General features: G+C 65.1%; 3 protein-coding genes. All 3 read left to right on the top strand.

What is annotated here, in order from left to right; all coding sequences use genetic code 11:
• Positions 1–131: 131 nt before the first annotated feature.
• From HMPREF9440_RS10340 to HMPREF9440_RS01390, 3 genes are read left to right on the top strand one after another with little or no spacing between them, the layout of a single operon-like run.
• Positions 132–329 carry a hypothetical protein gene (locus HMPREF9440_RS10340; RefSeq protein ID WP_008540766.1) on the top strand — a complete coding sequence of 66 codons (198 nt, stop codon included), beginning with the start codon at positions 132–134 and terminating at the stop codon, positions 327–329.
• A gap of 9 nt (positions 330–338) precedes the next feature.
• Entirely contained in the window at positions 339–713 is a 375-nt protein-coding gene (locus HMPREF9440_RS10335; protein WP_008540764.1) for an HlyD family secretion protein, read from the top strand.
• A gap of 40 nt (positions 714–753) precedes the next feature.
• Positions 754–2,010 carry an ABC transporter permease gene (locus HMPREF9440_RS01390; RefSeq protein WP_008540762.1) on the top strand — a complete coding sequence of 419 codons (1,257 nt, stop codon included), beginning with the start codon at positions 754–756 and terminating at the stop codon, positions 2,008–2,010.
• The last annotated feature ends 166 nt before the right edge of the window (positions 2,011–2,176 follow it).

The following is a 2,176-nucleotide window of genomic DNA, read 5'->3' as shown; positions in this document are numbered from 1 at the left end:
GATCTACTCATGCTTGGATATACGTGAGTATATTCGGTTAGATCTATCAGTACGGGCTCCGATCGAGCGGCGCGGTTTCTCAGGCGCAGTACGACGCGGCCGAAGCGGCGTGGAGGACCGCGAAGGAGGCGTTGACGGCGCAGACGCACACCTTGGAGCAGTTGACGGTCGGCGCCGACAAGGCGTCGCGCGAAAAGTTGACGAAGACGGGGAGCGCCGAGGGGATGGCGTTGGAGACGGTCACGAACGCCCGGCGCGAGGCTGAGATCCGGCGCGTGAACGTCGCGGCGATGCGGGCGGCGCGCGACGAACTCGCCGCGGCCTTGTAGGCCCTGCAGGTGAACCGAACGCGGCTTGAAATCGCTGCGCCCGAGCACGCGAAGGTGATTTCGGTCCTCTACGAGTTGGGCGAACTCGTTTCGCCCAACGCCCCTGCGGTGCTCTTTGAGTCCGAACGCCGCTACGTTGACGTCTACGTTGCGGGAGACCAGGTGGCGGGCTTCACCGAAGGCACCGAGGTGCCGTGCTACGTGCCGGCGATCGACCGGATCGTCACGGGGAAGGTCCAAACGACGGACGCGGCCCCGGACTTCGCGGACCTCAAGATGGTCCGCGAGCGCGGGCAGGCGGACCTGAAGCTCTTCAAGGTCCGGATCGAAATCCCGGCGACCGAAGGTCTTTTGGCCGGCATGACCGTGGAGGTGCGGCCGTGAAGCACGTCTGGAAGTGTTGCCTCGTCGCGATGACGCACGAATGGCGGGCGATGTTCTCGGGCACTTCGTCCCGTACCACAAGTTGGCGGTGTTGGTCGCGGTGATCACGACGGTCGTCTTCTCGATCGCGTTCTCGCACTCGATCGTCTTTGAAGCGAAGACCTCCGTCATCGACCTCGACCAAACGCGTTGGTCGGCGGGCCTCATCGAAAAGGTGAACGCGTCCCCGTACGTGAGCATCGTGGAGGTTCTCCACACGCCGGCGGAGGTGCGCTCGATGGTGAGAAACGACCGCTCGCAGGCGGTCCTCTACATTCCGAAGGGTGCGGAAGAGCACGTGACGAAGGGGGATCGGCAGGTCCACCTCGGACTCTATCTGGACGACTCCAACTCTGCCCAGAACGGCGAGCTCACGAGCCGGATCACGTCGATCGTGAACGAACTCGGGGCGGAGACCGCGATCGGGCGCGGGGACGGGGTCTCCAGCCTCGGCGCGAACAGTGAGGAGACGCGGGCGATGATCGCGCCCTTGGCTCTGGGAACGCGCTCGATCACGGATCCGACGAGCCAGTCGACGACCGGCACCACCGCGAACTTCTTGATCTTCTTCTCGACCATGTACCAGGGCCTCTGCGCGCTGATGCTGGTCGGCCGCTTGAAGGTTGAGCACCGGTGGGGGAGCGCTGTGCTTCCCGCCGGGCTCGCGGCGTTCCTTACCCGCGCCGTCCCCTACGCCTTCGTCTACATGGCGGTGGTGATGGCCGCGCTGGCGGTCCTCGTCACCTTCGGACAGATGCGCTTTGCGGGGAACCCGGCGCTCTTCGCGCTGGCGCTCTTTCTCACCGGTCTCGCCAACGTCTGGGTGGCGGTGCTCCTCTCCTGGAACGCCCAGAATCCGGGGGACGGCGCCGGGAAGATGATCTTTTTGGTTCCGCCCGGCTTCATCCTGGGCGGCATGACCTTTGCGCTCACGTCCCCGCACGAATTCGTGCAGTGGGCGGCCTGGGGGATTCCGCTCTCCTGGTTCTTCAAATTCTGGAGGGACCAAGGTTTGCGCGGCGTCACGGTGTCGGACGACCTGGCGCTCCTGGGTGCGATGCTCGTCTACCTCGCCGCGCTCGCACTTTTGGTCGGGATGCTTTTTTGGCGGGCGCAGGCGAAGCGCAGGATCGAAGTAGAGGAAGCCTGGCGGGATCTTGCGGCGGTGAAGCGTCCGGGGGAGCGGCAGGAAGAGCGCCCGGAGGAAAGCCCGGACGAGCGGCCGGAGCCCGTGAAGGCGGAGGCGCCGGCCCGCTGAGGTCAGCTGACGGGCGGACGGGCATGGGTGCGGCGAACGCCGCCCCTTCGCCCGTCAGCCGGACAAATCAGGGGTGCGCATTCGATGTGCGGCTCGGTCGTCAATCCCTCGAATACACCTACTTTCGGAGGGTATTAACGTGAATTTCTCGCAAACGGGTACACTC

This window comes from Sutterella parvirubra YIT 11816, assembly GCF_000250875.1.
GTDB classification, from domain to species: Bacteria; Pseudomonadota; Gammaproteobacteria; order Burkholderiales; family Burkholderiaceae_F; genus Sutterella; species Sutterella parvirubra.
Note: the sequence above shows the minus strand (reverse complement) of the source record. Positions and strands in the feature narration are given on the sequence as shown.